This is a genomic window from Alcanivorax sp. HI0044, assembly GCF_001634945.1.
In genome coordinates this window covers 1-3036 of the sequence record NZ_LWEZ01001442.1, presented here as the reverse complement: position 1 = coordinate 3036, position 3036 = coordinate 1, and the positions used below count along the sequence as shown (strand labels likewise).

The following is a 3036-nucleotide window of genomic DNA, read 5'->3' as shown; positions in this document are numbered from 1 at the left end:
AGCACGGTGGCTAACAGCAAAGTTCCCAGTAGCACAATGCTCAGTCTCATTGGATTCACTCCTAGTAATAAACTCTATATTGCAGCCCGAAGCGGTAGCTGTCTTCACCACTACCCCCGCTATTGAGCTGTTGTTCTGCATACAGCTTCCATTCATCCCGACCGATCAGCGGCCCCTCCACACCGAAGCGGCCGGTAAAACCCGCTCCCGAGAGGCTGTTATGGCTGTAACCAATTTCTGCCCAGCCCTGCAAACGGTGCGGACGAATATGCACATCCGGCTGGCCCAGCAGGAACACCACTTCCGATTCGTGATAGTCCTGCGGCAGCGGTAACGTCTGGGCGCCGGGCGGCAGCAAGGCACGTACTTCGGCCATGCTGTCGTTGCCGGCGGTAAAGTCCGCCTGGGTATGCCTCACCCGCACCCCGGGAGAGAAGCGCGACAACCAGGGGCGCCAGGTACTCTGGGCATTAATGATGCTGCCGCTGCCCAGATCACTGTCATTGAGATCCTGATAGTCATAGTTGGCCCAATCCACGCTGCTTTGCCAGGTAGAGGATGGCGTCCAGTTCAGCAACCACTGGCTACCGGTACGCGACGCACCGAGAATCAGCAGGGACGACTCATCCGCCGGCATTCGCCATTGGTAATTCAGGCTACCGGACCAGTACCGCGTCCAGTTCGCGCCCAGCTCCAGATCCGCCATGGTTTCGCTGTTGCCCAACAGGTTGCGCTGGCCCAGCTCCAGGCGGCTGCGGAACCGTTCGCGCTGGTAAGCCAGCGCCATCGACAGCCGCTGCTCGTCATCACTGATTTGCAGCAGTTCGTCATCATTGCTGCTGAAATTGCGCTGGCGGGCTTTCACAGACAGCTGGGTGAAATCACTGAGCGGCTGGTACTGCACAAACTGCAGATCCTGAATATCCAGCGCCCCCAAACGGCGCTGTTCAATATGAAACTGTGACGAGCGGGCCGTGGGCAATAGCAGGCTTTCCTGCAGGTTATTGCTGCCGGCCAGTTCCGGCGACCCGGCCTGAATGGCCATGAAGGTACTGGCAGCACGGCGCGGCTCATCCAGCCGCACCTGGGCTTCCAGCTGCTCGGACAGGGTAAGCTGGCCCTGATACTGCTCACGGATCTGCGCCACCGCGTCCAGATCATCCTGCACCAGGGCAAAAGCCAGTGCCGAGCCGGCTTTGAGTGCCCCTTGCGCCTGCTGTTTACGCAAATACCAACTCTGGGCCAGCAAGGGCTCTGACTGCCCGATCGCCCATTGCGCCAACCACTCGGCCCGGGCCACTGGATCACTGTCCATGCCTTGCGTTTGTGCCCGGGCCAGCTTCAGTGAGGTATCGCCATCGTCAAACAACAGACTCAGCGTCAATTGCATGTCCCGGTAAATGGCCTGCTTTTGCGGCTCCACCGTCAAGGGCAATTGTTCCTTGAGGTGCCGCAGCACCGGCCAGGCCTGCCCGTTTCGACCGGCGGCAATCAACGCCTGGGCGTAATACCACTGGCGCTCCCAGTTCCGGGGTGCGGTTTTCAGCAATTCGGTTTCATAGCGCAGGGCCTGTTCCGCATTGCCCAATGCCATGTGTGACGCCGACAGCACTTCCCAGTAGCGCCGGTCACTGCGGATCACATCTTCCCAGGTGACCAGAGCTTGTCGCAGCTCCCGGTCCTGGCCGGTGGCAACCAGTAGCCACATCCAGCTGATCCGGGTTTCCCGGTCATTGGCGTTCAAAGCTAACGCTTTCTGCAGCCAGTGCTGCGCGGCTTGCGTGTCACCGCGACGCAATTGCAGGTTGGCGTAGAAGCGCAGAAATTCCGGAGTCTGCATCAGCGTTTGCCACTGCTCTTCACTCAACCCTGCCAGGAAAGCATCAATAGCCTCATCATCGCGGCGATCGTTCAGCTGGTAGAGCGCCCCCAGGGCAAATTGCGGATTGCGGTTCTTCTGCCAGGCCCGACCCATCAGTGATGCCACCCGATCCGGGCGGTAATAACGGGCCAGCGTGATGTATTGGTACAAATCGGTAATCTGGTCGTCGTCGTGATCCACCAATTGCTGGTAACGATCCAGCGCCAGATCCCACTCGCCCAACTCTGCGGCCATCACCGCAATGCGCCGGGACAGTGCCGGCGAATAGGCCAATTCACTGGCATCACGGTCCAGGTCCTGCAGGGCTTTTTCGCGCTGGCCATCCAGCCAGAACAGGTCTGCCGCCTGGGCCGCCATGGCTTCCTCCGGGCCAAAGCGGTCCATGTATTCGCGGGAGTAGCGCGCAGCCCGCACATCCTCACCCTGGTTCAGGGCGAGCCGCTGCATTTCGCGCAATGCGGCCTTGCTGGGATAACGCCGGCGCCAGTCTGCGAAGAAGCGCAGGCCCTCATCCGGTTGGCCCAGCAGCTCATACTGCTGGCTGATGGTGGCAATGATGTCGGCATCGTAGGGAGAGGCGCTCAACAGCGCCTTGTTGGCCCGCAGCGCGAGGCGGTTGCTGTAAGTCAGCGGTGCCAACACCAGCACCTGCTTCCAGGCCTCCGGATCATTACTGCGCAAGGCCACCTGTCGCCAGGCTTTCAGCGAGGTTTCCGGATCCCCCTGCCAACGGGATATCTCCGCCAGCCGACGCCACCAGCGTTCATCATCCGGGCGCCAGTAAAGGGCGTTCTCGGCCACCTGCCTGGCCCGAACCAGGTTCCCCGACCCCACGAACACCTGGTAGCTGCGGTCGTAGTAGCGCTCCACATAGGGCGCCGGCGTGTCCGCATGGGCAAGCGGCACGGCAGACAACAGTGCGAGGGGGAAGATCGCCGCATGGAGCCATTGTCGTATCCGCGGGCGGCGGGTCATCGGCTACCCTCCACGGACGGCAAGCTTAGCAACAACACCGCGTAGTGCTCGGCCACCGGCATGTTGCCGCCCGCCTGGGCCAGGGTCATCAAGCGATACAACACGGCCTTGTCGTGATAGAAAGCGCGCTCACGGGCCTGAGCTAAACGCAGCGCCTTGTCATGCAGGCTGCCCGCTTG

The 3036-nt window shown here is 61.2% G+C and carries 1 protein-coding gene and 1 pseudogene; both read right to left on the bottom strand.

What is annotated here, in order from left to right:
- Positions 1–61: 61 nt before the first annotated feature.
- Positions 62–2857 carry a tetratricopeptide repeat protein gene (locus tag A3730_RS21590; RefSeq protein WP_063538888.1) on the bottom strand — a complete coding sequence of 932 codons (2796 nt, stop codon included), beginning with the start codon at positions 2855–2857 and terminating at the stop codon, positions 62–64.
- Positions 2854–3036, bottom strand: a pseudogene (locus A3730_RS32040) (hypothetical protein); the annotation flags it as partial. The pseudogene A3730_RS32040 and the gene A3730_RS21590, both read right to left, overlap by 4 nt.

What these genes read in the sequence shown, in the direction of transcription:
- A3730_RS21590 (WP_063538888.1), bottom strand. Translation starts at nt 2,857, where the DNA reads ATGACCCGCCGCCCGCGGATACGACAATGGCTCCATGCGGCGATCTTC.